General features: G+C 47.1%; 23 protein-coding genes. 14 read left to right on the plus strand and 9 right to left on the minus strand.

The annotated features are described in order from the left end of the window. Window positions 1-2: 2 nt before the first annotated feature. Window positions 3-1,115 carry a GGDEF domain-containing protein gene (locus F0220_RS28025; protein ID WP_105600234.1) on the plus strand — a complete coding sequence of 371 codons (1,113 nt, stop codon included), beginning with the start codon at window positions 3-5 and terminating at the stop codon, window positions 1,113-1,115. 141 nt (window positions 1,116-1,256) lie between these two features. Here F0220_RS28025 and F0220_RS28030 read toward each other — a convergent pair whose 3' ends face one another. Beyond that, window positions 1,257-2,195: an aldo/keto reductase family protein gene (locus F0220_RS28030; RefSeq protein ID WP_105600235.1), complete on the minus strand. Its 939-nt coding sequence runs from the start codon at window positions 2,193-2,195 to the stop codon at window positions 1,257-1,259. A gap of 153 nt (window positions 2,196-2,348) precedes the next feature. Continuing rightward, window positions 2,349-3,986, minus strand: a complete 1,638-nt coding sequence (locus tag F0220_RS28035; RefSeq protein ID WP_105600236.1) for an ATP-binding response regulator — start codon at window positions 3,984-3,986, stop codon at window positions 2,349-2,351. Window positions 3,987-4,467: 481 nt separating this feature from the next. On the opposite strand from F0220_RS28035, the gene F0220_RS28040 reads away from it, so the two are divergent. The 3 genes from F0220_RS28040 (at window position 4,468) to F0220_RS28050 (ending at window position 7,991) form a co-directional block, all read left to right on the plus strand. Next, complete coding sequence (locus F0220_RS28040; protein WP_105600238.1) at window positions 4,468-6,429, plus strand: anaerobic ribonucleoside triphosphate reductase; 1,962 nt, start codon at window positions 4,468-4,470, stop codon at window positions 6,427-6,429. Next, on the plus strand, window positions 6,426-6,935 hold the full coding sequence (gene nrdG, locus F0220_RS28045; protein ID WP_091012737.1) for an anaerobic ribonucleoside-triphosphate reductase activating protein: 510 nt from the start codon (window positions 6,426-6,428) through the stop codon (window positions 6,933-6,935). The genes F0220_RS28040 and nrdG overlap by 4 nt, the downstream gene beginning before the upstream one ends. A gap of 216 nt (window positions 6,936-7,151) precedes the next feature. Continuing rightward, the gene (locus F0220_RS28050) at window positions 7,152-7,991 is read left to right on the plus strand and encodes a methyl-accepting chemotaxis protein (RefSeq protein ID WP_091012735.1); all 840 of its coding nucleotides are present in this window, start codon (window positions 7,152-7,154) and stop codon (window positions 7,989-7,991) included. 93 nt (window positions 7,992-8,084) lie between these two features. Here the strand turns inward: F0220_RS28050 and F0220_RS28055 are convergent, their stop codons facing one another. After that, entirely contained in the window at window positions 8,085-10,907 is a 2,823-nt protein-coding gene (locus tag F0220_RS28055) for a glycoside hydrolase family 3 C-terminal domain-containing protein (RefSeq protein ID WP_105600239.1), read from the minus strand. Between the two features lie 372 nt (window positions 10,908-11,279). Here F0220_RS28055 and F0220_RS28060 point away from each other — a divergent pair, with 372 nt between their 5' ends. The 5 genes from F0220_RS28060 to F0220_RS28080 all read left to right on the plus strand — a co-directional run bounded on the left by F0220_RS28060 (window position 11,280) and on the right by F0220_RS28080 (window position 15,730). Next, complete coding sequence (locus F0220_RS28060; protein ID WP_091012733.1) at window positions 11,280-12,824, plus strand: FAD-dependent oxidoreductase; 1,545 nt, start codon at window positions 11,280-11,282, stop codon at window positions 12,822-12,824. A 297-nt stretch (window positions 12,825-13,121) separates the two neighbouring features. Then, entirely contained in the window at window positions 13,122-13,451 is a 330-nt protein-coding gene (locus F0220_RS28065) for a PadR family transcriptional regulator (protein WP_036667851.1), read from the plus strand. After that, window positions 13,444-14,037 (plus strand): HAAS signaling domain-containing protein, encoded by a 594-nt coding sequence (locus F0220_RS28070; protein ID WP_105600241.1) that lies wholly within the window; start codon window positions 13,444-13,446, stop codon window positions 14,035-14,037. The genes F0220_RS28065 and F0220_RS28070 overlap by 8 nt, the downstream gene beginning before the upstream one ends. Further along, on the plus strand, window positions 14,034-14,933 hold the full coding sequence (locus F0220_RS28075) for a DUF4097 family beta strand repeat-containing protein (RefSeq protein ID WP_091012727.1): 900 nt from the start codon (window positions 14,034-14,036) through the stop codon (window positions 14,931-14,933). The genes F0220_RS28070 and F0220_RS28075 overlap by 4 nt, the downstream gene beginning before the upstream one ends. Window positions 14,934-15,010: 77 nt before the next feature. Further along, complete coding sequence (locus F0220_RS28080; RefSeq protein ID WP_017691809.1) at window positions 15,011-15,730, plus strand: 3-ketoacyl-ACP reductase; 720 nt, start codon at window positions 15,011-15,013, stop codon at window positions 15,728-15,730. 109 nt (window positions 15,731-15,839) lie between these two features. Here F0220_RS28080 and F0220_RS28085 read toward each other — a convergent pair whose 3' ends face one another. Next, on the minus strand, window positions 15,840-16,379 hold the full coding sequence (locus F0220_RS28085) for a helix-turn-helix domain-containing protein (protein ID WP_017691808.1): 540 nt from the start codon (window positions 16,377-16,379) through the stop codon (window positions 15,840-15,842). 67 nt (window positions 16,380-16,446) lie between these two features. Continuing rightward, the gene (locus F0220_RS28090; RefSeq protein WP_091012725.1) at window positions 16,447-16,812 is read right to left on the minus strand and encodes a glyoxalase superfamily protein; all 366 of its coding nucleotides are present in this window, start codon (window positions 16,810-16,812) and stop codon (window positions 16,447-16,449) included. Between the two features lie 227 nt (window positions 16,813-17,039). Between F0220_RS28090 and F0220_RS28095 the strand changes: the two genes are divergently transcribed. The 5 genes from F0220_RS28095 (at window position 17,040) to F0220_RS28115 (ending at window position 21,510) form a co-directional block, all read left to right on the plus strand. Continuing rightward, window positions 17,040-17,717 (plus strand): alpha/beta hydrolase, encoded by a 678-nt coding sequence (locus F0220_RS28095; protein WP_091012723.1) that lies wholly within the window; start codon window positions 17,040-17,042, stop codon window positions 17,715-17,717. Further along, complete coding sequence (locus F0220_RS28100; RefSeq protein WP_149846830.1) at window positions 17,714-18,484, plus strand: DODA-type extradiol aromatic ring-opening family dioxygenase; 771 nt, start codon at window positions 17,714-17,716, stop codon at window positions 18,482-18,484. Before F0220_RS28095 ends, F0220_RS28100 begins: the two co-directional genes overlap by 4 nt. Before the next feature lie 529 nt (window positions 18,485-19,013). Then, entirely contained in the window at window positions 19,014-19,610 is a 597-nt protein-coding gene (locus tag F0220_RS28105; RefSeq protein ID WP_149846831.1) for an SMI1/KNR4 family protein, read from the plus strand. A 143-nt stretch (window positions 19,611-19,753) separates the two neighbouring features. After that, window positions 19,754-20,755, plus strand: coding sequence for a cation diffusion facilitator family transporter (locus F0220_RS28110; RefSeq protein ID WP_149846832.1), 1,002 nt, complete (start codon window positions 19,754-19,756; stop codon window positions 20,753-20,755). 254 nt (window positions 20,756-21,009) lie between these two features. Then, window positions 21,010-21,510, plus strand: coding sequence for a hypothetical protein (locus F0220_RS28115; RefSeq protein ID WP_149846833.1), 501 nt, complete (start codon window positions 21,010-21,012; stop codon window positions 21,508-21,510). 299 nt (window positions 21,511-21,809) lie between these two features. Here F0220_RS28115 and F0220_RS28120 read toward each other — a convergent pair whose 3' ends face one another. Genes F0220_RS28120 through F0220_RS28135 form a run of 4 tightly spaced genes read right to left on the minus strand, consistent with a single transcriptional unit; the run spans window position 21,810 to window position 25,596 of the window. Further along, complete coding sequence (locus F0220_RS28120; RefSeq protein ID WP_105600247.1) at window positions 21,810-22,883, minus strand: ABC transporter substrate-binding protein; 1,074 nt, start codon at window positions 22,881-22,883, stop codon at window positions 21,810-21,812. Continuing rightward, entirely contained in the window at window positions 22,880-23,689 is an 810-nt protein-coding gene (locus F0220_RS28125; protein WP_062836831.1) for an ABC transporter permease, read from the minus strand. The genes F0220_RS28120 and F0220_RS28125 overlap by 4 nt, the downstream gene beginning before the upstream one ends. Further along, entirely contained in the window at window positions 23,664-24,497 is an 834-nt protein-coding gene (locus F0220_RS28130) for an ABC transporter permease (protein ID WP_091012714.1), read from the minus strand. Before F0220_RS28130 ends, F0220_RS28125 begins: the two co-directional genes overlap by 26 nt. Then, window positions 24,487-25,596 (minus strand): ABC transporter ATP-binding protein, encoded by a 1,110-nt coding sequence (locus tag F0220_RS28135; protein WP_036612848.1) that lies wholly within the window; start codon window positions 25,594-25,596, stop codon window positions 24,487-24,489. Before F0220_RS28135 ends, F0220_RS28130 begins: the two co-directional genes overlap by 11 nt. Between the last annotated feature and the right edge of the window lie 215 nt (window positions 25,597-25,811).

Raw genomic sequence — 25,811 nt, forward strand, 5'->3', positions numbered from 1 at the left:
GGTTGTTTAGCACTTTTTTCATTAATATCTGTGTCATGATTACGTTTATGTATGTGTCCGGGATCATCGCAAAGTTCTATAGTATCCGATTGCCTTTTCCCTCGTTACGTGTTCAGTTGATCGGCGGCTTATTATTCGGTATATATGGCACAGTACTCATGAACTATTCTTTCCCTCTGAACGAAACTACGATTGTAGATCTACGGCATCTGGCCATCGTTACGGCAGCGGTATATATGGGAGGATTGGCTTCGGTCGTTACGGGACTCATGATCTCGGTCCTTCGTATTCTGATGTTCGGCTTATCATCCTCTGCCATAGATGCAGGATTTGTCATGACTCTGATCGGACTGTCCGGTGTATACTTCGCCTATGCTCCCTGGTCCAGACTGACCAAAATAATTACAATGAATCTGCTTGGCATGACATTAATCTTTATCATCCTTATATTGAATACAGACAGCATGAATTCATTAATGAAGATATATCCGTTACAAATGACAATTTCCTTTGCCGGTGGATTATTTATCTATTTCATCGCAGAATTCATTAATAAATCCAATGAAATGTTATTTCTATTGGAAAAAAGAGCATCTACCGATCATCTTACCAACCTGAGCAATCGACGACAGTTCGAAAAATCACTTCAACTGGAACTCCAGCGTGCGAGGGATTACCAACAGAAGCTTTCCTTGCTTGCCATTGATATTGACCGATTCAAAAAGGTAAATGACACCTATGGTCATTCCGCCGGCGATGCAGTCCTGAAGCAACTTGGACAACTGCTCGTTGAGCATGCACGTTCTGCTGATATCGTGTCACGAAACGGTGGGGAAGAATTCGCCATTCTCTTGCTCGACTGTGGGCACCGTCAGGCCGTGGCTACCGCCGAATCTATCCGACAGGCTGTAGAGAAATACCATTTTGCTCTGCCCGACGGACACACGACACGTCTAACCATCTCCATTGGTGTAGCCGTGTATCCCGATCATTGTGATGATCATGACGATGACGACTTCTTCGAACAGGCCGACCGTGCTTTATATGAAGCGAAGAATACAGGGCGTAATCGTGTGTGTGCCTTACCACTTCGCTCTCTGCCTCTTACGCTTTAAAGCAAGATCCAACCTTTCAATGAATCTAACCTTTCAACGTTCTCCAAAAAAGGGATGTCTCTTTCGCCTATTCAGGCGCACAGGACATCCCTTGCTTTATGGATTATTATATTTCATCTCAGCTTGTGTGCTGACAGGAGATCAAGCAAGGATGCCCTCAATCTCCTCGATAATGGCAGCATCCAGCTTCACGCCAGATGCAGCCGCGTTCTCTTTTACCTGCTCGGGACGACTCGCCCCTACAAGTGCACTGGATACATTATTTTGGCGCAGAATCCAGGCCAGGGCCAGTTGGCCAACCTTCAGATCCAGCTTGTCCGCCACTTCAATCAGTTGACGGACTTTCCCGATACGATCCGCATTGATCTTTCCTTCGTCCCATCCTAACTTGGCAGCACGGCTATTCTCTGGGATATCGGAAACGGACGTATATTTCCCGGTCAATAGACCTTGAGCAAGCGGGGAGTATACAACTTGTCCGATGCCTTTACGCTCGCCGAGCGGGATTATTTCATTTTCGATATAACGGTCAAACATGTTGTACACCGGCTGATTGACCACGATACGATCCAGAAGCAGACGATCTGCTGTACCCAACGCAGCTTCCATCTGAGCCGCTGTCCACTGGCTGACGCCTACATATAACACTTTGCCTTGGCGTACCAGATCATCGAGCGCGCGGAGTGTTTCTTCAATTGGTGTTTCGGTATGATAACGATGGCAGTAATAGATATCCACATATTCAACGCCCAGGCGCTTCAAGCTGGCTTCACATTGCTCCTTGATATGTTTGCGAGACAACCCCTGGTCATTCGGACCATCACCCATTTTGCCAAATACTTTGGTTGCGAGTACATAAGAGTCACGGGAATATGCTTTGAGCGTCTGCCCCAGCAGTTCTTCTGCTGCACCCCGTTCGTATACATTGGCAGTATCAAAAAAGTTAATGCCTTCATCAAATGCAGTTTCAATTGATTTCACCGCATTCTCACGTTCCACATATCCTCCGTACGTCAGCCAGCTTCCCAGGCTGATCTCGCTTACTTTCAGTCCGCTTCCACCTAATCTGCGATAATCCATTGATTGCATATCCTCCTCTGTTGGTTATAAAGATGAAGTTCACTTTCTATTGTAACGTAACCAGCTCGGAATAAAAGGGCTTTGGCTCAGAAAATGGAAAATGAAAAAAAGCGCACCTATAAGGTGCGCCGAATAAAGATCTATGATCATGATTTAAGGCAAAGTAATGCTCAATGCATTCAACAGATCTGCCTGTCTGACCGGCTTGGTCAGAACAGCATCAAAGGCTTCTGCTTCATGCAATTCAATATGCATCCCATAAGGAACAAGAACAATGACGGGCAGATTCTCCAGTCGCTGTTTCAGTTCATGTACAAAATCGACCGCGCCGCCTTCCAGTAATCCCATATCCACAACGGCTACATCAGGCATAAATCCTTCCTTGATCCAATCATGCGCTAATGTCACACCCGAGGTCATGTGTACATCCATCTCCCACCTGCGCATCAGGGAAGAGACGCCTTGCAAAATGTCAGGGTCCTTGGCAAGTAACACCTTTTTGCCTTTTAACCGCTGCTGAACACTTGCGAGTTGAGGTAACTCCCAGTATCTGCGCAATGGAAGGGAGATGTTGAATTCCGTCTCATTTTCCTTCACACTACTCACCTGAATACGGCCATGCATGAGAATGGCAAGATTCTGGCTTACAGCTAAACCCAGATTGCTTCCAATCAGTTTTTGGATATTCAAATTTTCATCTTGGCTGTTAAAGGTTGGTGTCTTCTTGTCCGATAACATCTGACCCGTGTACTTCACCTTGAGCTGAAGTGTACCGGTCTCCTCCAATTCTTCTCCGTTCACCACTGCTGTGATCAGAACGGAACCTTCACGCGTTGAATCGAGAGCATACTGAATGACGTGTGCAAGCAACTGTCCAATCTTGACTTCATCACCAACAAACACTTGAGATACATTCAGTTCAAGATTTAATCCCAGCTCAATGTTCTTGCCCGTCGCAATCCCGGCATAGAGATACACGGTATTCTCAATGGTGCCTACCAGATCAAACGGATCATCATGTATAACCGTTTTACCTGCTTCATTAATGTTGAAATTCATCATATTATTCAGCAAGGAAAGCAAAATATTTCCGCTTGTCTCAATCATGTTCACATACTCGGACTGCTCCTCAGGCATATCCGGTGTGCGCATCAGATCTGTCAGTCCCAAAATACCGTTCAAAGGATTGCGAATCTCGTGACTCATTAGCTTCAACATCTGTGTTTTGGTCATAGCCTCAGATTCGGCACGTTCTTTCTCTGCCTGGAGCTGTTCTTGCATTTGTTCCGAATCACTCAATTTCCGCTCCTGAACATGCAACGTGCTTTCCAGATCAACAACATAACCCAGGAATACAGCCATCGCCTTCAGTGTCTTCATATCAGTTTCGCTGATGATATAACCAGGATCATCCATCAGACAGATGGTACCAAATGTTTCGCCCGATCTTCTCATAATAGGCACGCCCACGAAAAAGCGATTGCCTAGTCCGCTCGTAACGCCCATGGATCGTGTCATCGGATGTTCACATGTATCCTCGATCGTAAGAACGCTACCTTTGTCTTTTAAGACCAGGCTGCAATATGAATCCGTAAATGGAAGTGCACTGCCTTTAACAATTAGCTCTTCCGTACGATTAAAGGCTTCCAAAATGAAATTTGTCACCCCGTCATTCGTGGCAACAAAGATGGTATTGACCTTCAATATACCGCTTAATACATCTACGATATGGGCCGCAGCTTCCTTTATATCTTCATAGAAGCCTTTCGTAATGCCTTCTGCCGTCCCCATGATCCACCCCTTTTGTCTTAGCTGCACTTTCTAATCTGTATATCAGAATGTTTAATCACGTACAAGGGTTCATCAAGAATCCGAATAGCTGTCACAATCTATACTTATATGATTAACACCGTAGAAGTAAAAGAGAATCATTCTGCCTGCCGATAGCCCGTTGTCGGACAAAAGCAGGTCTTGAACTGATCGTTTAAAAACGGAAAATGTATTGCAAATCGCCTTTTCAGATTGATTAAAGTCCATCTTGTCCGACTTTGTATAATTATCCTTGCAGGCAACTAGCAATTATACGCTTCTACTCAGACTTTGGGAACCTTTATCCGCAGCAATTAAAGGAAAGTCCATTTTGTTCTGTAAGCTGTGTGATCATTATCACACCCAAAAAACCACATATAGTTTATAAATGGATAATACGAATCTACATATAGTATTTAACGTGAATTGAATGATACCAAAATCATTTTAGGAGGAACCTTACATGAACATGCTTGAGTATGCCACTCCACCGGCATCCGATCCATTATCCGACCTGGGAAGACGAATTATTGGCGCAGAAGACGCCGATACGCTGAGGGAAAATGCAAATCTGAACGGGGACTCCTTCAGCGGTAAGATGAGCAGGCTCGGTTCAGAGACCGCCAAGTGGCATGCTCTGCGTCATGTGTTGCCGGAAGAGCTTGCCCAAGCTGTGGAGAACGGAGATCTGTATGTACACGATCTGGATCAGTATGCACTTGGAACGACCAACTGCATCTTTATCCCGTTTGACCGTCTCCTTGCTTCAGGTTTCAATACAGGCAACGGATCCGTTCGCACACCTCAGACGATCATGTCTGCAATGGCCCTGGTTGCGATCATCTTCCAATCCCAGCAGAACAGTCAATATGGCGGTGTATCGGCCAATAAGATTGACTGGGATCTGGCCCCTTATGTACAACGATCATTCCGCAAACATTATCGCAAAGGACAACGGCTCTTTGGTGAAAATGTTCTGATCGGGGATGAACAGGTTCATCTGGATAGCATCGAAGCGAAGAATCAATGTCCGCGGGCATATGCCTTCGCCTATGAAGAGACTGAATTGGAGACAGGACAAGCTGCTGAAGCACTGATTCATAACCTGAATACGATGAGCAGCCGGGCAGGTGGGCAGATTCCATTTACTTCACTGAACTATGGATTATGTACGTCAGCAGAAGGCCGGTTGGTATCACGCTCATTGCTGGAAGCAACCATTCGTGGCCTGGGCAACGGGGAGACTCCCGTGTTCCCTCAACATATTTTCCAATGTAAACAGGGGATCAATCAGGCTCAAGGTGAGCCGAACTATGATTTGTTCCGGCTCGCAGTCACCTGTTCATCCCGGCGGATGTATCCTAACTTTGTCAATGTGGATGCCTCTTTCAATCTGCCTTTCTATCATCCGGAAGATCCGGATACGATCATCGCAACTATGGGATGCCGCACACGTACACTGGCTGACCGGTTTGGTCGCAATCGTCAAAGTGGTAAAGGTAACCTGTCCTTCAACACCATTAACCTCGTGAAGCTCGGCATCCGGTTTGGCATCTGCCAGGGCAACAGAGCGGTTGCTGATCGGGCGGGATTCTACACTGCACTGGAATCCGTGATGCAAAATGCTGCGCATGGTCTGTTGCATCGGTACCGTATCCAGACTGTTCAACCTGCTAAGGCGTCAGATTTCATGATGCGGGAGGGTGTATGGGAAGGCGGGGAGCAACTTGCTCCGAATGAACCCGTTGGGGATCTGCTCAAACATGGTACGTTATCCCTGGGTTTTATTGGCCTGGCAGAATGTATGACAGCTCTCTATGGACGCCATCATGGACAGGACCCTCATGTACACCGCGAAGCGCTCAACATTATTCGGACCATGAGAGAGTTCTGTGACCGGATGAGCGAGCAGCATAACTTGAATATCACCCTGTTTGCCACACCTGCTGAAGGGTTGTCCGGCAAATTCACGAAGATCGACAGAGAGCGATACGGCCTCATTGCCGGGGTTAATGATCGTGAGTATTATACGAACTCATTCCATATCCCGGTATACCACACTCTTCCAGCTTATCGGAAGATTGAACTGGAGGCCCCATTCCACACTTTATGTAACGCGGGTGCGATCTCCTATGTGGAGCTTGACGGAAACGTTCGGGCCAACACCACAGCTTTCCTGCGAATTGTGCAGTATGCACTGGCGCAGGATATCGGTTATTTCTCCATTAATCATCCGATTGATCGCTGCCCTGCTTGTGGTTATGAAGGCGTCATTGGGGATGTATGCCCAGGCTGTGAAGCCCACGAGAACCATGTACACTTCCAGCGGTTACGCCGCGTAACTGGCTATCTGACCGGAGATTACAAAGTACGCTTCAATGCTGCGAAGCAGGCCGAAGTGCGGGATCGGGTGAAGCACCGGTGAATCTATATGGTTACATCCCGGAATCGGTGAATGAAGGGACGGGCCTGCGTGCCGTGTTGTTCATCAGCGGATGTCGTCACGCCTGTCCGGGTTGCTTCAGTCCGGATTCATGGAGCTTTCGAGCGGGTGAGCCCTTTACAGAGGAGCGGCAGCAGCAGATTCTGCATGAAGTGACGACCCATCCGTTGCTGGATGGCGTTACGTTGTGTGGTGGTGATCCCTTTTTCTCGGCAGCAGAATGTACGTCCTGGGTCCAGCAGCTCCGCGCTGCACGTCCTGATCTGACGGTATGGGCCTACACGGGATTTGAATATGAAGAATTGATCACCGACCCTGCGAGAGCAGAGCTTGCCCGGTTATGCGATGTGATTATTGACGGTCGATACGTTGAAGCGGAGCGTGATGTCTCTCTGCCCTTCCGCGGCAGTCGAAATCAACGATTGATTGATGTCAGTGCAACAATAGCCACTCAAACCATCGTTACAATGCAGCTCAGTATGCTGTAAACATTGGTTCTATTCCTCTCACCAACTAACAAGGCACGGGTCCCCAGCGGACTCGTGTCTTTTTGGCGTATAGCGGTCTGCTTTAAGAAATAGGTTTTATCCATTCTCCCTATTTCCTTCTCTATTGCATGACGATATATAATATAGGTAGTTATTAAGTTAGCATTTAAAATTTAACCGTTTACATAAGGTAACCAGGGAGGAATCATCTTTTATATGGATATTGTTCAAGCATTGATTACATGTATGCCTTTCTTTCGAGATACGATTCGTCAGGATGTAACCCTCTCCGTTATTGATCATGAGAAATTCCTATATTTCTCAGCAGGGGAATCGTTAAAACAACTAAATTATCAACCCGGCGATCCTCTATTGGATGGAAATCGAAACTTTGCTGATCTCAACGGCGGTACAGTCAAACGATTCGATCACTACCCTAAAGATTTATTTGGGGTTCCTTTTGACGTGGCTTTTATCCCCATTAAAAATGAACAAGGTGAAGTCATCGCCCTGTTTAATCTGCTCTACAGTATGGATGACCAGGACCAGCTGCAACAACTCATGGATGTTACCGAAAATCTGACCAATCAGTTAATTGACAGTGTACAGCATGTAGCTGCCCACTCCGAGGAACTCAGTGCTACCACCGAAGAGATCCGGAACAACTCCAAACAAGCCGTACAGAAATCAGGAAATGTCACTCAGGTCGCCAGTTTCATACGTGAAATCTCCGAACAGACCAATCTGCTCGGCTTGAATGCAGCCATTGAAGCGGCTCGTGTAGGTGAAGCAGGTGCAGGTTTTGGCGTTGTTGCCAAAGAAATTCGCAAACTGTCTGTGGATACCAAGGAAGCCACGGCACGTATTGAAGATTCTCTTCTATCCGTTCGGCAATCCATTCAAGGCATGGAGAATGAACTGGGTGAGATCACTGCAAGCTCCCAAGAGCAGGCTGAACTCGTAAACAATTTCATGAGCACAATTGAGCAGCTGAATGAAACCAACAAACAATTGAAGCACTTTGTGCAAAAAATGATTACGTTTGACGGAAAATAAAATACGTGAGATGGCATAAAAAGTACGTTTCATATTAAACAACAAACAAAAGCCTCCGAATGCATTCGGAGGCTTTTTCATTAGCTATTCAACTTAACGAATCTCGAAGTGACTGATACGTACACCTGCCGACAGCACAATGTATACATCCTGCGCGCCTGATGCACCTGTGAGTTCTGCCTTCACGGTAGACCACTGCTGGGCTTCACCTTGTACCAGTTCCACACGTCCTGCGAGTGTACCATCCGGTGAGCCGAGTCGAACTTCTAACACAGCGCCTGCTTGTTCTGCGGAGACACGCGCTTCAATTGCTGCTGCCCCACTACCCAGATCGGCATCCTTGAAAGCAATCCATCCTTGCTCTCCAACTACACGGACAGCACTTCCGCCCTCTTTGCTCTCATCCAGATCAACATTTAGGTAAGCATCATAATTCTCAGCACGAGTAGCCACACCCAGATTACGGGCAGGGATCGTCTCTCCTTCTACCGTCAGGTCTGCAACCAGCTGGACATCAGAGGATGACTTGGCAACCATGATGGAGTAAGTTCCACTCTCCACGACATACCGATCACGAGTTACATCCCAGATTGCCAGTTCCTTAACAGGCAAGGTGAAGCTGACTTTAGCTGTACCTCCCGCTTCAATATGAAGACGACGGAATCCTTTTAACGTTTTGAGTGGACGTTTCACCCGGGATTTGCCTGCACGAACGTACAACTGTACAACCTCGTCACTGGCAATTGAACCGGTATTGGTTACATCTACAGTTACCGTAACGCTGCCCTCTGTACCCACTTGAGCTGGGCTAAGTTCCAAATTGCTGTATTTAAACGTTGCATACGTCAGACCATGTCCAAACGGATACAATACATTACCTTCAAAATATTGATATGTCCGACCGGATTGAATGATATCGTAATCCTTGATGTCGGTCAGTTGATCTGCGGATTGTACCCATGTCATGTTCAGACGGCCGGCCGGCGCATAATCGCCATACAATACGTCAGCTACTGCGTTACCCAGTTCCTGTCCTGCGTGTGAAGTATACAATACCGCAGGGATGTTCTCCTGAACCCAATTGGACGTGAACGGATAACTACCTACAATGACGACTACCGTGTTCGGGTTTGCGGCATAGACCGCCTCAACCAGACGTTGCTGGGATTCGGCCAGATCCAGACTTGGACGATCAATTTCTTCTTTACCATTTACAAGCGGATTATTACCAACAAAAACAATTGCCGTTTCTGCAGCCTTGGCAGCTTCTACTGCTTCTTCAAGTCCATTCACAACCACATCCTGCTTGAACGTCTCTGTGGCACCGAAGGTTTTCAGTTCTTCGGACACCGCAAATGCATCGTTTCCACCATTAGGTGCAGTCACCGTTTTGCCATTCCAAGTGGTCAGACCTAAACTTCCGTCCTGTTGTGGCAACAGGTGGAATACTTCCTTCACGAACCAGCCGTACACTTCATCAGCGGAAGCCGTTACGGTCTCTTCATCTGTGGTCAGATATTTGCCGTTGCTTTCGGCCTGCAAGGTATAACTTCCGAAGCCCCAGTCGGACACCATAAACGTCTCCGCTTCTCCCGAAGCAACAACAGGTGATTTCTCACCATCTGCCAGTCCAATCTTCTTCCCATTGGCTACGGAAGTTAACGTAATGCGATCATTTCCATCCTTGAACGATACTTTATCGCTGCCTACTTTGCCAAGGATCGCCTCAAGCGGGGATACGTTATACGGCATGGTGCCTGCATACCAGTCACGATAGACCGTTCCACCCAATTGACCAATCACAGCCACTTTACCAGCTTTTGTTTTGTCCAGTGGGAGCGTGCCTTTGTCGTTTTTGAGCAATACTACTTGTTCTCTCGCGGCTCTGAGGGACAATTCTTTTGCTTTCTCCGTCATCATGGACTCTTCACCAATAGCAGCGTACGGGTTGCCTTCTTCCGGATCGAACTCACCCAGGCGGAAACGCACACGGAACGTATTAAACAACGCCTTGTCGATGTCATCCATCGTGAGTGTACCTTGTTCCAATCCTTCACGCAGGGCCTGTTTGGACAGATCAGCATCATCGGTGATGCTATCAATTCCTGCCTTCACAGACTCTACCGTACCTGGTGTGTGGGAATCATAGTATTTATGATCATTCTTGATGCCCATGACGTCGCCTGCATCACTGACAACGAAACCATCCATGCCCCATTCGCCTTTGACAATCTCGTTCACAAATGGATGCAACAACGCTGGCGTACCATTAATGGAGTTGTACGCAGTCATCATGGACTGTGCGCCGCCTTCCTTAAATGGCTTCTCGAACGCTTTAAGATAATATTCACGCATGTTGCGCGGATCAATGCTGGACGAACCGCTTCCACGATCCACTTCGTTATTATTCGCAAGGAAATGCTTCAAGGTAGCGACCGCTTTGTAATACTTCGGATGGTCGCCCTGAATTCCTTTGACCAATGCTGTTGTCAGCTCGGCTGTCAGTTCCGGATCTTCACCATACGCCTCTTCATTCCGTCCCCAGCGCGGGTCACGTTCCATATCCACTGTAGGTGCCCACAGCGTAAGACCGTTCACTGCCGGATTGCGTTTATAAAATACACGTGCCTCGTCTCCGAGCACGGAGCCAATCTCCTTCATCAGATCCGCATCCCACGTGCATGCAAGCCCCACTGGTTGCGGGAAAGATGTTGCTTCGCCAAGCCAGGCCAAGCCGTGTGCCGCTTCTGTTCCGTGTTTGTATGCAGGTACACCCAAGCGATCTACTGCTGGCTGATATTGCAGCATGGATTCAATTTTTTCATCTTCCGTCAAGCGGGATACAAGATCTTTCACGCGTAAGTCTAACTCTAGTGCTGTATCTTGAAACGGATATTTCGTTTGGTTGGTCGTCATATGGAATCTCCTTTGGTTATCGGTAGTTAATTAAAATGATAGCGAATACATATCTAACAAAAAATCGGGGGTTAATTCTGATGAAATATTTCTTCTTCTGGATAGATTAACCCTTTTATAATCAACGTTTACAGGTGTAAAACTTGTTCTCCTTTTTAAAACCTAAAACGATTTCGGTAATCTTATCATAAAGCATGTTTAGCAAAAAAAACAGAGGCTCTGCGCAGGAAATTGTGAACATCCCCTCTGCAAAATCTGAACAGCACCGTTTTTTCCTGGCATAGTCTGGCAATCATGGATAAGAGTACAACGATGTGCACTGAACGATAAGCGAATCAACCGAATGGAGATAAATAAGGAGGAAGAAGAAAAATGAGCGACAATCAGCAGTCCAAGACGGGTCTGCCCCCGGTCCCCGAATCGCTGTGGCGTGCTACGCATCAATTCGATGCCTATCCAAAACTGACCGAAGATATCACCGCTGATGTAGCGATTATTGGTGCCGGTATTGCCGGCATTACTACAGCCTATTTGCTGGCGCAGACGGGTATGCGTGTGGTCGTACTAGAGGCTGGAAAAGTGTTGGATGGCACGACCGGTCACACCACGGCTAAGGTATCTGTACAACACGGCGTCATATTTGATGAGATTATGCATCACTTCGGACAAGAACAGGCTCGGATGTACTATGAAGGCAATGCCGATGCCGCGAAGTGGATGCGCAATCTGGTGAAGGAAAAACAGATTGATTGCCAGTGGGCAGAGGAAGATGCCTACGTCTACATTCAATCGGAGGAAAACATCAAAAAACTGGAGATCGAGCTGACCGCCTATAACAAACTCAATATCCCTGGTGAGTGGGTAGACCCACTCCCTATTCCAGTTCCCGCTAGGGCAGGTATTCGCATGCCAGGTCAGGCACGCTTTGATCCGTTGGCCTATCTGCACTACTTGCTCGATTCCGCTGTGAAACAAGGGGTACAGATCTACGAGCATACGACAGTTACGGATGTAGAGGAAGACGCTTCACTGCATGTACGAACCTACGGCGATGGACCATCTGTAACGGCTGAACATGTCGTCGTAGCTTCTCATTTTCCCGTCTACGATCCCGGATTTTATTTCACACGATTACACGCCGAACGATCCTACGCTGTATTAGTCGAACCGGAGAAACCCTATGCGGGCGGCATGTACATCTCGGACGATACACCGTACCGCTCCTTGCGTACCGTCTTACATGACGGTAAGGAACTTATCCTCTTTGGCGGCGAAAATCACAAAACAGGACAAGGCATCTGCACCTTCGGTCATTATGAACGCCTGGAGCAGTTTGCAGCGGAGACATTTGGTATCCGCAACATTCCTTTTCGCTGGTCAGCCCAGGATCTGATCTCCATTGACAAGGTGCCTTACATTGGACCGATTACCGGAAGACATGAAAATGTTTATGTCGCGACTGGATTTGCCAAATGGGGAATGACGACGGGTACAATGGCAGGACACCTTCTTGCGGATCGCATCACTGGACGTGACAACCCTCATGCTGCCATATTCGATCCGGCAAGATTCAAAGCTGATCCGGGCATGAAGCACTTTATTGTGGAGAATTTGAATGTAGCCAAGGAATTAATCTCCGGTAAAGTTGGCATTGTACACAAAAAGGTTAGCGATATTGGTGAAGATGAAGGAGCCGTCGTTCGTCATAATGGCAAACGTGCTGGCGCCTACAAGGACACCAGTGGCAAGCTGTTTCTGGTGGATACCACCTGCACCCACCTGGGTTGCGAAGTCGAATGGAACGAGGGCGAGCGTTCGTGGGATTGCCCATGCCATGGTTCCCGCTTCGATTATGCAGGCCATGTCATTGAGGGCCCTGCTGTGGAAGACCTTAAAGTTCTGGATGCACAAGAATAACCCACATTTAGTGATTAAACCTGTAAACCAAAGAAACAAAAGTTCATCTCACAGACCGGATCGGAATCCGCCTTCAGACGGAAGTAACCGATCCGGTTTTTGCGTATGCTGAATTATAGCTAAACAGGTAGCTTCAGCTAAGCATCCGTATTAAACGAACTTATTATCGATCAATCGTGATACGGAACTATTTTAAAGTCACTACCTTGCATTAAACAGTACTGGATGCTATGATGAATTCACCACTACTGAACAATATACAATAGCGATAAATGAAGCTACGAAGGAGGAACCTGTGTGAATGTGAACATCCAGTTCAAAAAGGGAGTATTAGAGCTGTGCGTCCTGGTATTAATTAACCGCCAGGATCGGTATGGCTACGAACTGGCTCAGGCGGTCTCCAAACATATCGAAGTTGCTGAAGGTGCACTGTATCCCTTGCTGCGCCGGCTTGTGAATGACGGTTACTGCACCACCTACCTGCAAGAATCAAGCGAAGGACCGCCGCGCAAGTATTACCGACTATCCGATACAGGTCGCGACTACATGACGGCACTGACGACAGAATGGAATGAATTTGTGCGCAATGTCGCAAATCTGATTGAGGAAGGAATCCCCAATGAATAGACAACAATTTATGAAAGCCATGGAAATTCATCTACGGCCGATGGACCCATTCGAACGGGCTGAGTTGCTCGCCGACTATGATCAACATTTCGAGCTTGGACTACGAGAAGGCAGGCTGGAAGAAGAGATCGCTCGGGAACTCGGACAGCCTGAAGAAATCGCCAAGGAAGCACTCGGTGATCGTTATGACATTCATACGCCGGGTTCAGATGCGTTCTATGCACCGACGTATCGCGAGATGCGGTCACCCAGAAACAACACCGGAGCCACTCGCAAATTTTTCACAGCCATCGGCCTGTTATTCCTGAATCTGATCCTTGGCATTCCTCTTGGTCTCATGATGTGGTCGGTATGGCTTGTTATTGCCAGCCTTTCCTTGCTGGTAGTGGCTCCTGTAGCAGCAGTTGTGGACTTTGTATTCCTGGGCCAACTCGATAAACCGGAGATTTTCGTTGCGATTGGCGCTTTCGGTGTCGGCATTTTGTTTGCCATCGCATCGAAGTATGTCTTTAGAACCTTCAAAATCGTTACTCTTCAATATATTAGATGGAATAAAAACACGATGAAAGGAGATGTTTCCGCATGAGCACTAAAAAATGGCTTGCGCTCGCCGTGATATGTATCGGAATAGGTTTACTCGGGACATCCATCTATGGCGTTCAGTTCGGGGATGAACGGGAGCATTATTCCAAACGATGGGATTTCAAAGCAGATGAATTGCAGAACATTATCATGAATGCTAATTTCAGTGCAGATATTGAATTTGTTGTAAGCCCGGATTCGAATGGTTATATCGAAGTGGATGGAAAATGGGACCCTGCTGTAGTCAAAAGCTTCGAACAGGCCACCTTATCCAACGACACATTCCAACTGGCGCAGACAGAACGTGAACGATTGCAATTTTTCACCTTGTACTGGAATGATCAAGACTCCACAATAACCGTTGCCTTGCCTGAAGGACACCAGTTAAATGAGGTTAAGCTGGACTCCTCTTCAAGTGACTGGGATCTGACAGGTCTAAATGCCAAACAGCTTGAGCTGAATAATACCTCAGGTTCCATACGTCTGGAAAACATCAAGGCGCCCAATATTGAATTGGTTCTAACTTCTGGCGACATTAACGCTTCAATGATTGATGGAGACATGACCGTGAAACAGACATCCGGAAGCTTCACGGCAGATCAGATTGCCGGTCAAGTAAACAGTAAGATTAAATCAGGAGATATTGAGATCACTGAATTAAACGGCGCAGCTGATGTTCAATTCACTTCGGGTAGCATTCATATTGAACAGTCCCATTCCGCCCCGATTAATGCGTCTGGAACATCAGGAGACATTTTCATTCAAGCTGCACCTGATTTTGACGGAATCTACGACGCTAAGGCTACTTCCGGAAGTGTCGATGTACCTGAATCGCCAATGGTAAGCCGGGAAATGATCAAGGCCCGTACCTCCTCTGGCAGCATCGAGATTACCAAATAGTGATGAAGCAAATTTCCGAACTGTGGGTAATATAGTATAATCAAATGCCAGTCCAATTCTAAGGAGGAATTATCCACATGGAACTTAAAAATAAAACAGCTATCATCACAGGTGCCGGTAAAGGCATCGGTCGTGCCATCGCTGAAGCACTTGCCAAAGAAGGAGTACACCTCGGCCTTATCGCTCGCACCGCTTCCGATCTTCAGGCTCTGCAGCAGTCTCTTAGTCAAGAATACGGTGTGAAAGTAACCAGTGCTGTGGCAGATATCTCGGATCGCACACAGGCGGAAGCCGCTGTAGCAGCCATTGAGATGGAACTCGGCGCGGTGGATATTCTCATCAATAATGCGGGTATCGGAAAGTTCGGGACATTCATGGAGATGGAGCCCGAAGAGTGGGAGCGCATCCTGCATGTTAACGTTATGGGTACATATTACGTTACACGCGCTGTCCTTCCAAGCATGATCAAGGAAAGTAGCGGCAGCATTATCAATATTGCTTCCACTGCAGGTGAACGCGGATTCGCTACAGGTTCGGCATACTGTGCATCCAAGTTTGCGCTACTCGGCATGACCGAATCTCTGATGCAGGAAGTGCGCAAGTCCAACATTCGTGTGACCGCACTGACCCCAAGCACCGTTAATACGGAGCTTGCGACCAATGCCGGACTGAAAATTGGCGACGAAGATCGCATGATGCAAGCGGAAGATGTAGCTGAACTTGCACTCGCAACGCTCAAGCTGTCCGACCGTGTCTTTGTCAAAGCAGCAGGCATCTGGACGACTAATCCACAATAGACAGTGTGCTTCTGATCTTTTCAGTTCGTTAGAAATATAAAAGGACGTTTCCCATTGTACATGTATGCAGGTTCGCATGTTCATGACTTGGGAGCCGTCCTTTTTTATTCTATAAATGATCCAAACCCAATTCTTTGGACACCGCAATGAGTACCACCGCAGGCTCCTCACCGATATTGGTCACTTCATGAGGCACTATTGCATTCCAGGTAAACGAATCACCCACTTCAAGAACTTCCACATCTTCGCATTGCTCCGCACGAATCTTGCCTTGCAACACCAGATGGCTTTCCTCCCCGGCATGTTTGCTTACCCCGGTCGATGCACCTGGCGGCAACTCCACAATGGACATACGCATCGCACCTTTGGCTGTAAGCTGCTGCACTTTGATCTGTCCGCTTCCGGCCGTTGTTTCTTTGCGCTCGTTCTTGCGTACCACGTTCATCCGTTGCTCTGGTGTCAGCAGCAAATAAGGAAGTGGCACTTCCAGATAATCCGCAATACTTTCAAGCGTAGCAATGGAAGGTGACGTTTTGTTATTTTCTACGTTGCTGATAAAACCTTTGGACAACCCCGTGCCCTCGCACATCTGCATGATCGTAATCTGTTTCTGTTTGCGGATCGTACGAATAGCCAAGCCAATATCCATATTGCGTCCCTCCCCTTCTATTGATCTATATAAGACACCAGACGTAAGCTTAGCTACTTCAGGTTGTCTATTCGGCGCTTGCCTCAACAAATATAATCCGATTACCAAACGGATCTGTCACGGTCATTTCTCTTGATTGCCAAGGGGTCTCCTCTATACCAGGTCTCGCATTTTTGTACTCTTTCTGACGAAGTGCACCATGGAATGTATCCAAGTTATCAGTTTCCACGCGCAAGGCAGCTCCAGGTGTACAATCTCCATGATGTTCGGATAAATGAATCACGATGGAATCGAGCGAAACCTGCATATATAAGGGCATATCCGGTTCAAAGCGATGTTCCCAATCCAATTGAAACCCTAGATATTCAAGGTAGAACTCTCTAGCTTTATTTTCATCAAATATTCTCAAAATAGGCACGATACTTTTTAACATCCTGATCACGTCCTTGGGAATAAAATATGAACCATGCGCAGCGGCTTATCTATTAACTGTTTTTAACTTTTTTTATAAACAACATATATTCATCATACAAAAAAAGTATTGACCCTACAATGAAACCATGATAAATTTTGTTCATAAATAAGAATATTTATTTCATATTGGTGAACTTTATTGTCAGAACGATATATTAACTCATTCCTCATCAGGTGGTGTTTTCAATGAATTCTCCTTATATACATGAAGTCCGATTACCGTCTCATTACAATCCAGATCAACGTTATCCTGTGATTTTCGCCTTACATGGCATGGGATCGGATGAACAGGATATGCTTCGTTTGATGGAGCCCCTTCAGTCTGATTTTATTATTGTCGCCATCCGTGGACCTATCGTTCAGGGTGGAGGTTATGCTTATTTTCAGATCAAAAGCATTGGAAATCCCATCCGTGAATTATATGATGCCTCCGTGCAGGGACTGCAACAGTTGATTGTTGATCTGTCTGCCCAATATGCGATTGATCCCACGCGGCGTTACATCGCCGGATTCAGCCAGGGCGCCATTATGGCAATGACCCTATCACTGATCATGGGAGATGCCATTAAAGGCATAGTAGCGATGAGTGGGTACATCCCGCAATTTGTGAAAGACGAGTACAAGCTGCAACCCGATTCGGAGCTGTCTGTGTTCATCTCACATGGGGATCAGGATCATCTATTCCCGCTGCAACTGGGCGAAGATAACGCCAATTTCTTCCGTCAACATACGAATCACGTCACATATGTACCTTACAACGGTGGGCATCAAGTGACCCCCGATCTATATCAACAATTCCAACAATGGCTTCGGACGGATGCAAATCTGACTACCGAAGACCCGAAAGGACTGAATTCAAAATGATGCCATCCCTGTTTGTTGCTCACGGTGCCCCATCACTGGCACTGGAGGAGAATGCGTACACCGAATTCTTGCAGAAACTTGGACGGGAACTGCCAAAACCCAAAGCAATCGTGTTGTTCTCTGCTCACTGGGAATCCACAACTCAGCTTGTATCCTCGGTAGCCAACTATGAGACCATTTATGATTTCGGCGGTTTCCAGCCCGAGCTGTATCAGATCAAGTATCCGGCTCAAGGACAGGCAGAGACCACAGCCGAGGTGGAGCGTTTATTTGCAGAAGCCGGGATTGCGGTACAGACCGATGACGTCCGTGGCCTGGATCATGGCGCATGGGTCGTTCTTCACCTGCTCTACCCGGATGCGGATATTCCCGTAATTGCCTTGTCTGTAAATCGCTATCTGACAGGTGAACAGCAATATCAGGTCGGACAGGCGCTCGCTTCCTTGCGTGAGCAAGACATTCTCGTCATTGGCAGCGGCGGAACCGTTCACAATCTGCGTCGATTGAACTGGGAAAGTAACGGCGTTGACCCGTGGGCATCAGAGTTCGACAACTGGCTACAGGACAAGCTGGTGAGTTGGGATACGGAGTCTCTCTTCTCCTATGAGAAACTGGCACCTTCAGCTCAAGCCGCCGTGCCTACGCCGGAGCATTTTGTACCGCTGTTACTCGCCATGGGTGCGGGAGATCAGAACAAGCGTGCATCGCTCCTGTTCCAAGCCTATCAGTATGGCAACCTGAGCTTGTCCTGTTGGAAGTTTGATTAAAGAGGACTATGTGAAATGAAATAAGAATATTAACACTCGCTACTCCGATAACAGAACAACCTTCCGATCGCTGTTATCCCCAGATTTTTTTATTTACTTTATATAAAGGTGAAAATCTGGGGATAAGCGTATGCTTCCGATGTAGCTTTCTTGCAGAAAGCTTTTAGGCGAACACTTCGCTTCTTCAGGTTTTTTCTGTCCTCTACGTTTTCGTGTAAAAAGCTAGTTTCACTTATATAGTAGATAAATAATAAAGCTAGGGATACAGGGATTGCCCCTGTATCCCTAGCTTTATTTGTTTTTAGGAGCGACTTTCATGAAGGTTGTAGATGTTGATTGGGATGGAGCCGGGTGTACTGATTATGCAACAACCGCCTTTAAATAATGAGACCATTGTAGTATGTAAGCAAGGACTCCGGTTTCTTGTGTGCTTTTTCGGATTATAACTATAATATGAGGTGAAATCAGGCACAGTTTGCTCGCATAACAGTCACCATATTATCTGAATAGTTCATAGGGAGGGAATTGCATGCCAGAACAGCGTATATATGAATTGATGGATGAACTTGATGTTTTACTAGAAGAGAAGGTACAAGATGAGGAAAACCGGGAGCTTCTGGAGGCATATCGCCAGTTTGAAGGTGTGACGGATGAGCAGCTTGACGCATTCGAGCAGGAACATGGCATTCGTTTGCCTGCTGATTTTCGTGCGTTTTATAAACGTAAAGATGGGAGCGGTTATGGCTTTCACGTCTTGTATCCAAGCCTTGAGGACGGACGGGAAACTGAGCCATTTTATCTGTTGTCCCTGGAAAGGATTCAAAAGGAGCAATCCACGCTGGTGGAGAACCGCATGGATGATTATTTTACCGAAGAAGAGATCGGAGAACTTGATCCCCGAATCAAACCCTACCTTTTTCAGAAAAAATGGGTTACGTTTGGCATGCTCGGAGGTGGATCACTGTATCTGATGTTCGACTTTGATCCGACAGAAGAAGGTACGTACGGGCAGATTATTATGTACATACATGATCCGGATTTTGTATATTATGTCGCTGGGACGTTTACGGAACTATTGGAACAGTCCAATCGGAACTTACGTGCCTTGGAGGCCATCGAGTACTGAAATGCGCATGATGATATGGCCTTTTTTGCATAATGCTGGGATATGTCAAAGCGGTTATAATAACATTTAGTGGAAATGCACATGCTGTATAGATAAACTGCCTTTTCTACACCTAATACATTGATCTGGGAGGAACATACGAAGTGGCTGAACAACCGAAGTCTGAGAGCTTTATGTCTCTCGTCAAAAAAGGAAACACATCCTCCGCCGTAGCGATGGCTGGTAATGCTGTTCTTGCTGTGTGCAAAGGGGGAGCCTTCTTATTCAGTGGCAGTGGTGCCATGTTCGCTTCGGCGATGCATTCACTCGCTGATGCCATTAACCAAGGGTTTGTATTTGTCGGAAGTGTGCTGTCCGAGAAAAAACCTACACGCCGCTTCCCGACAGGATTCGGACGGGTCATTAACATTTTCTGCATGATCGCCGTGATTGTCGTGACGATTATGGCCTATGAAACGATCCATGAAGGCATCCATCTGTTGCAGCATCCTGTTGGTCATACCGGCGGTCTCTGGATTAATATCGGAGTACTTGTTCTGAACATTGTCATTGACGGGGCCATTCTGATCAAAGCGATGAAGGAAATCCTAAAAGAAGCACGGGCACCTCAAGCCGCCGGATTTGCCTTGGTCCCTGCTGCGATCAAAAATGTAGGCCGTGCTGCGCCACCAACCCGTCTCGTATTCTACGAAGACGTTGTCGCTGTACTTGGTGCCACGCTCGCATTGATCTCTGTCGTGGTCATTGCCTTGACCAATTTTGCACTGCTTGATGGCATTGTAACCACGATTATTGGATGTTTGATGATCGCTGTAGCCTTCCGGGTTGGTTACGATAATATGATCGGATTGATCGGTGTTGCGGCTCCCCAGGATATTGAGGACAAAGTGTCCCAAACCATTCTGGCAGACACACACGTTGCCGATATTCAGATGATGCGTATCATTCAGGAAGGCCGTTATTATCATGTGGAAGGTCTGATTGAACTGACCAAAGGACTCAGCCTCGCCGATGCAGATGACATCAAGTTCCGTATTCAGGAGAAACTGATGACCAACCCCGACATCGCCGACGCTGCCATCTCCATTATTGAGGATGACGGCGTGAACAGCTGGGGCAAGAAACATTCGGATGTGGTGAAATAATAAGCTTCATTTTTGATAAAAAGAATGACAGAACCCACTCTCAACAGAGTGGGTTTTTAGCCTGTTCAACTATACTCTCATCTACAGAGAGGTATTTGCCCAAAATGCTTACCTAGACTTTGGTCTAGGTCAACTTTAACTCCAAAGACGGAGGATAGACTTTTCCAGTTCATGGTATGCTGTGAATAACGAAAGTAATTGCTCTACATACAGCCGTTCGGAAAATTGATTTTGTATTGAAAAGGAGAGATATTATGGCTAAACGTACGATCTTTGCGCCTGTTCTCATTTTGCTGGGCGTGTACCTGATTCTGAACCAGGGAGGTTCACTCGGTCCGGGTACGATCTTTGCGACCTTCTGGCCCACGTTATTCGTGATTCCATTAGGACTGTTCTTCCACTGGCTCTACTTCTCCATGATTGGCAGAGGGGTTGGACTTCTGGTTCCTGGTGGGTTGCTACTCACGGTTGGTATCGTCTGTCAGATCGCCATGCTGTTTAACAACTGGGGTACGATGTGGCCGGGCTTCATTCTGGCTGTAGCTGTTGGTTTGTTCGAATTGTATTGGTTCGGTGGTCGGAACAAATGGTTGCTAATCCCCATCAACATTCTGACGGTTATCTCGTTGCTGTTCTTCGCTGTGATGTCGATTGGCACGATGTTAAGTAGCTTGAGCTTTATCCAGCCTTTTGTAGCGATTGTGCTGATTATGGGTGGGGCGTGGATCATGGTGGGTCGCAAAAAGCGTATGTAACCCTTTATTCGTTTCCACTTGATCACTGCGGTGACAGAACAACTTCGGATCGCTGTTATCCCCGGATTTTTTTGAATCCCATCTGAAATGGGAAATCCGGTGATAAAGGCGAACGCTTTGCTTCCTTCGTTTGTTCTGTCCCCTCCGTTAACGTGTGCACGAAAAAAAACATAACCTACGCTATTGCTCTGAAGTAGGTAATATAAAAAGGGTTGCTGCTCGTCATTCATTGAAATGACGAGCAGCAACCCTTTTTGTTTTTTTCATAATCTAACGAACTGTGCACACGTTATTGGCGGTTATTTGCTATGCATTTTAAACTCCAGGAACAGGTCGTTATAATGCGAGAGCATTTTTTTGCCCAGATTATCATAGACCTCCAGCTTGCCTGTCAGTGCCTCGTCTGGATAAAAGCGCTCATCCTCCGAGATGTCCTCTGGCAGCAGTTTAAGCGCCTCGGCGTTTGGCGTGGAATACCCGACATACTCCGCATTCCGGGCCGCATGGTCCGGGTCCAGCATGAAGTTGATAAACTGATGTGCCCCTTCAATATTACTCGCCGTCTTCGGAATAACCATGTTATCGAACCAAAGGTTCGAGCCTTCTTCCGGCACCATATAATCCAGCTTGTCGTTCTCATCCATAATCTCCGATGCATCCCCGGACCATACGAGCCCAACTGCCGCTTCCTCGTTCGCAAGCAGCATCTTGATCTCGTCACCAACAATTGCTCTGACGTTTGGTGTCAATGTAGACAGCTTTTTCAGCGCTTCTTGCAAATGGTCTTCGTTGGTATCATTCAGAGAATACCCAAGACTGTTTAATCCCATCCCAATGACTTCTCGTGCGCCATCAAGGAGCAGGATTTGATTTTTCAGACGCGGGTCCCACAGGTCATTCCAGCTATCAAATGTCAACCCATCCACCAGTTCGGGATTGTACACAACCCCCACCGTTCCCCAGAAATACGGGATGGAATACTTGTTGCCTTCATCAAAGGACAAGTCCATGAACCGCGGATCAATGTTATCCAGATGGGTTAATTTGCTATGATCGAGTGGAACGAGCAGGTCTTCTTCTTTCATTTTGCTAATCGCATATTCAGAAGGAATCGCCACATCAAACGTGGTTCCGCCCTGCTCAATTTTGGTTAGCATGGCTTCATTGGAATCAAACGTCTGATAGATAACCTTAATGCCTGTCTCGTCCTCAAACTCCTTGAGCAGATCCGGGTCGATATAATCGCCCCAGTTATAGATAGTCAGTGTGTTGCCGCCAGAATACCCCTGACTCTTGTTCAGATACGAAGCCAGAATCATCAGGGCAAACGCGGCCACAAAAACAAGCGCAAATGTCCGTACCAGTTGCTTCATGGTCGCAGCCCCTTTCCTCCGGGAGGTATCCGTGTTGCACGGCGGTTAATGAAGTAATATCCGACTACCAGCAGCACCGTGAGCAGGAATAACAGGGTAGACAAAGCATTGATGGATAACGAAACGCCCTGCCTTGCTCTGGAGTATATCTCTACCGAGAGTGTGGAGTATCCATTACCCGTGACAAAGAATGTTACTGCAAAATCATCGAGCGAGTACGTCAAGGCCATGAAAAATCCGGCAAAAATACCTGGTTTCACGTATGGCAGCACCACACGCGTCAGAATCTGCCATGAACCAGCGCCCAGATCGCGTGCCGCATCCATCAGTGTTGGACTCATCTCCTGCAGCTTTGGTAGCACCATGATCACGACAATGGGCACACTGAATGCAATATGAGACAGCAGCACCGAAGTGAAGCCCAGTTTGATACCAATCATGGTGAACAAAATCAGGAATGACGCACCAATGATGACATCCGGACTAACGATCAGCACGTTATTAAGTGACAGCAACGTGTTCTTGGTCCGTTTGCGACGCACATGGTAGATCGCCAGTGCTCCTGCTACACCGAGGATCGTTGAAATCGCTGATGACAGGAGCGCAATGATAAATGTATTCAGCACAATGATGAGCAACCGTGTATCGGCGAACACCTCTCTGTACCATTCAAGTGTGAATCCTTCGAAGCTGCGCATGTGACCGCCGCTGTTGAAGGAATAGAAGATCAGATACGCAATCGGTGCGTACAAAATGGCGAATACAACGGCCAGATAGACGTTAGACAGCTTTCCGTTTCTTCCCATTACGCACCTCCTTCTTGCCTGATCCAGTCAGGAACATAATAATCGCCATCGCAATAATCAAAAAGACGGCAATCGTTGAACCCATCCCCCAGTCCTGGGTGACGAGAAAATGCTGTTCAATCGCTGTTCCCAGCGTAATTACACGGTTTCCCGCAATCAGGCGGGTAATCATGAACAGAGACAGCGCAGGAATAAATACAGCCTGACAGCCTGATTTCACACCGCTAATCGTCAGCGGAAAGATCACCCGGCGGAATGTTAGCCACGATGAGGCCCCCAGATCACGCGCCGCATAGATCAACGATGGGTTCATCTGTTCCAGCGCATTGAAGATCGGCAGAATCATGAATGGAATGAAGATGTACACCGAGACAAAGATAAAACTGAAGTCGGTGAACAAAATCTGCTGTGTACCAATACCCACGACTTCAAGCAGGGAGTTGGTCAGACCATACGTTCCGAACAGGCCAATGAAGGCATACGCTTTTAGCAAAAGATTGATCCAGCTTGGCAGAATGATCAGCAGTAACCACAGCTGCTTGTGCTTCGTCCGGGTCAGCATATACGCCGTCGGGTAGGAGATCAGCAACGAGAAGGCCGTAATCAGAAATGCATACCAGAACGAACTGAGCGTCATCTGCAAGTACACCGGTGTAAAGAACCGGGCGTAGTTGCCAAACGTGAAGTTACCCTCCACATCGAAGAATGAATAATAGATGACCAGCAGAACCGGCGCCACAACAAACAACACCATCCATAATACATATGGAATCAGATACGCATTGCGTGTGCTGGCCTTAGTCTGCATGAGCGGCCTCTTGGTAGGCTTCGAGTCGTTTGTCGAACTCTTCTTCGGTCTCGTTAAAGCGCATGACGTGTACAGCTTCTGGGTCAAAATAGAGTCCAATCCGCGCACCAACAACGGCTTTCTTCGTTGAATGAACCAACCACTCATTGCCAGCATCATCGTACGTGGATATCTCGTAATGCACCCCGCGGAATAACTGGGAGTCCACATTAACCTTGAGCTTACCTTGGTCTTCGGTTGTAATCTCCAGATCCTCTGGGCGAATGACAATCTCTACCGGCTCGTCCCGCTGGAGACCCTGATCGACGCACTCATGCTGTGCGCCGGCAAACTCCACCACAAAGTCCTGCTTCATTTTGCCCGATACAATGTTCGATTCACCGATAAAATCTGCTACAAAGCGGTTAATTGGCTCATCATAGATATCATTCGGTGTACCACTTTGTTGAATCACGCCACCATTGAGGACAAAAATCTCGTCGGACATCGCCAAGGCTTCTTCCTGATCATGCGTAACAAAGATAAACGTAATACCCAACCGCTGTTGCAGCTCCCGCAGCTCGTACTGCATCTCAGTCCGTAGCTTCAGATCGAGTGCCGAGAGCGGCTCGTCCAGTAGCAGAATTTCAGGTTCGTTCACAATTGCACGTGCAATCGCAACACGTTGTCGTTGTCCGCCGGACATTTCGCCAATTTCCCGGTTTTCATACCCGGACAGATTGACAAACTTGAGGGCTTCCAACACTTTGCTGCGAATTTCAGCCGTTTTCATCTTTTTGATCCGCAAACCAAAGGCTACGTTCTCAAATACATTCAAATGTGGAAATAACGCATAATCCTGAAATACGGTATTCACCTGCCGCTGATGGGCAGGCACTCGGTTGATGAGCGCACCGTTAAAATAAATACTGCCCTGTGTCGGCTCCGCAAAACCGGCAATCAGCCGCAATATCGTTGTTTTCCCGCAGCCCGATGGCCCGAGAAGCGTATAAAATTTACCCCGCTCAATCTCAAAGCTGACCGCCTTCAATACGGCTTCATCCTGATCGTATTGCTGAGTCACCGCTTCGAAGCGGATAATCGGTTGTTGTTCTGACATGCCTCACATCGCCCCCTTATACTTGAGGTACCTCTTCATTCTGTACACTTTCGTTCAAGCATCCTTATAGATAACCCATCTATTATATATGATTCAGGTATATCCGCAATGGTTTTGATGTAAACACCACTTGTCATTTCTTCTTATTTTCATAAATCCTGCATACATTACGGGTATATGTCGATATCTACGCATTCCTTTGGGAAGTGAAGCAC

It is taken from the genome of Paenibacillus sp. 37 (assembly GCF_008386395.1).
Lineage (GTDB): Bacteria > Bacillota > Bacilli > Paenibacillales > Paenibacillaceae > Paenibacillus > Paenibacillus amylolyticus_B.

Coding starts and splice junctions, on each gene's coding strand:
- F0220_RS28030 (WP_105600235.1), bottom strand. CDS start 2,195: ATGGATTATCGCAGATTAGGTGGAAGCGGACTGAAAGTAAGCGAGATC.
- F0220_RS28035 (WP_105600236.1), bottom strand. CDS start 3,986: ATGGGGACGGCAGAAGGCATTACGAAAGGCTTCTATGAAGATATAAAG.
- F0220_RS28040 (WP_105600238.1), top strand. CDS start 4,468: ATGAACATGCTTGAGTATGCCACTCCACCGGCATCCGATCCATTATCC.
- F0220_RS28050 (WP_091012735.1), top strand. CDS start 7,152: ATGGATATTGTTCAAGCATTGATTACATGTATGCCTTTCTTTCGAGAT.
- F0220_RS28055 (WP_105600239.1), bottom strand. CDS start 10,907: ATGACGACCAACCAAACGAAATATCCGTTTCAAGATACAGCACTAGAG.
- F0220_RS28060 (WP_091012733.1), top strand. CDS start 11,280: ATGAGCGACAATCAGCAGTCCAAGACGGGTCTGCCCCCGGTCCCCGAA.
- F0220_RS28070 (WP_105600241.1), top strand. CDS start 13,444: ATGAATAGACAACAATTTATGAAAGCCATGGAAATTCATCTACGGCCG.
- F0220_RS28075 (WP_091012727.1), top strand. CDS start 14,034: ATGAGCACTAAAAAATGGCTTGCGCTCGCCGTGATATGTATCGGAATA.
- F0220_RS28080 (WP_017691809.1), top strand. CDS start 15,011: ATGGAACTTAAAAATAAAACAGCTATCATCACAGGTGCCGGTAAAGGC.
- F0220_RS28085 (WP_017691808.1), bottom strand. CDS start 16,379: ATGGATATTGGCTTGGCTATTCGTACGATCCGCAAACAGAAACAGATT.
- F0220_RS28090 (WP_091012725.1), bottom strand. CDS start 16,812: ATGTTAAAAAGTATCGTGCCTATTTTGAGAATATTTGATGAAAATAAA.
- F0220_RS28095 (WP_091012723.1), top strand. CDS start 17,040: ATGAATTCTCCTTATATACATGAAGTCCGATTACCGTCTCATTACAAT.
- F0220_RS28100 (WP_149846830.1), top strand. CDS start 17,714: ATGATGCCATCCCTGTTTGTTGCTCACGGTGCCCCATCACTGGCACTG.
- F0220_RS28105 (WP_149846831.1), top strand. CDS start 19,014: ATGCCAGAACAGCGTATATATGAATTGATGGATGAACTTGATGTTTTA.
- F0220_RS28115 (WP_149846833.1), top strand. CDS start 21,010: ATGGCTAAACGTACGATCTTTGCGCCTGTTCTCATTTTGCTGGGCGTG.
- F0220_RS28120 (WP_105600247.1), bottom strand. CDS start 22,883: ATGAAGCAACTGGTACGGACATTTGCGCTTGTTTTTGTGGCCGCGTTT.
- F0220_RS28125 (WP_062836831.1), bottom strand. CDS start 23,689: ATGGGAAGAAACGGAAAGCTGTCTAACGTCTATCTGGCCGTTGTATTC.
- F0220_RS28130 (WP_091012714.1), bottom strand. CDS start 24,497: ATGCAGACTAAGGCCAGCACACGCAATGCGTATCTGATTCCATATGTA.
- F0220_RS28135 (WP_036612848.1), bottom strand. CDS start 25,596: ATGTCAGAACAACAACCGATTATCCGCTTCGAAGCGGTGACTCAGCAA.